A 1,230-nucleotide genomic window follows, 5' to 3' on the forward strand; every position below is an offset into this window, starting at 1 on the left:
AATTGGGGCGTAGGGTCAGCGGCGACTCGCCGCAGTGGGAATTTTTACACGGTATTCGATGTAGTCCTCGTGCTGGATCTTCTGGGACTCCGCCGCGATTCCCACCGCCTGCATGGTTTCCACCGCTTTCGTGATCGTGTTCACAAAAATCCGCACATTCTGGAACACCTTGCTCCGCTTCTTGTAGCTGTTCTGTACCTTCTTTTTCCCGATCACTTCCTCCACGGCGGCTTCGGTTTTCTCTACGTTCAGATTCTGCTTTACCACCCGTTCCAGCACCGCCAGCCGTTCCGCCGGAGCCGCCAGCCGCAGCAGTGCACGGGCATGCCGTTCCGTCAGATTGTACTTCATAATGACTTCCCGCTCGTCCGCCGTCAGCCGCAATAACCGCAGCTTGTTGGCAATGGTGCTCTGTGCCTTGCCCAGCTTCGCCGCTGCGTCCTCCTGCGTCATACCGTAATATGTAATCAACTTTTCAATGGCACTTGCCTCGTCAAAAAATGACAGATCCTGCCGCTGAATGTTCTCCACCAGTGCCATAATGGCGGAGTTGCGGGAACTGATGTCCAGAATGATGCACGGCACTGCCCGCAGCCCCGCCAGCTTTGCTGCCCGCAGCCGCCGCTCTCCTGCAATGAGTTCATAGCGGTTCTCCCCGCGGCGGACGGTGAGGGGCTGTAAGATCCCATTCTGGAGAATGCTGTCCGCCAGCGACTGAATGTCCGCAATGTCAAATTCACTCCGCGGCTGGTGCGGGTTCGGGCGAATGTCGCTGATGTCCACCTCCACGACCCGATTGATGGGCTTTTCTTTGGTAAATGTCAAAAATCCTGCCATAACTGCTGTACTTCCTTTCTTTGCCGCCGGTGCGGCTTGTCTGTCTGAAAAAACGCTGCATAACGCCCGCCTGACGGCTTCGCATCGCTTCCATATCCCCATTGTAACAGATTCGGGAAATGATTGCTACTGAAAAATTCCGCCTGATTCGGGCATTTTCACCGCCGCTTTCGGAAATACCCCGACCAGCCGACACCATTTCCCATAAACCCAACTGCATTCGCAGGGGGAACCTGTCAGGGTTTGCGATATTTTTTTTGACGGGGAATGTTTCACGTGAAACATTCTGCACGGAAAAATTCCGGAAAACGCTTTACAAGGCGAAAAAATCGTGCTATAATAAAATAGTATTGGTATGTGTTAAGGCAACACCGCACAAAGCCCGCCTGACGG

2 protein-coding genes are annotated in these 1,230 nt (G+C 53.9%); one reads left to right on the forward strand and one right to left on the reverse strand.

Translation table 11 applies throughout. The features are described from left to right. Positions 1 to 15 precede the first annotated feature (15 nt). Positions 16 to 837, reverse strand: a complete 822-nt coding sequence (locus RUMCAL_RS05935; RefSeq protein WP_040647238.1) for a ParB/RepB/Spo0J family partition protein — start codon at positions 835 to 837, stop codon at positions 16 to 18. Between the two features lie 119 nt (positions 838 to 956). Here RUMCAL_RS05935 and RUMCAL_RS16225 point away from each other — a divergent pair. Then, positions 957 to 1,230 (forward strand): hypothetical protein (locus tag RUMCAL_RS16225; RefSeq protein ID WP_207636441.1); only part of this gene is annotated, 274 nt, incomplete at its 3' end.

This window comes from Ruminococcus callidus ATCC 27760 (assembly GCF_000468015.1).
Lineage (GTDB): Bacteria > Bacillota > Clostridia > Oscillospirales > Ruminococcaceae > Ruminococcus_C > Ruminococcus_C callidus.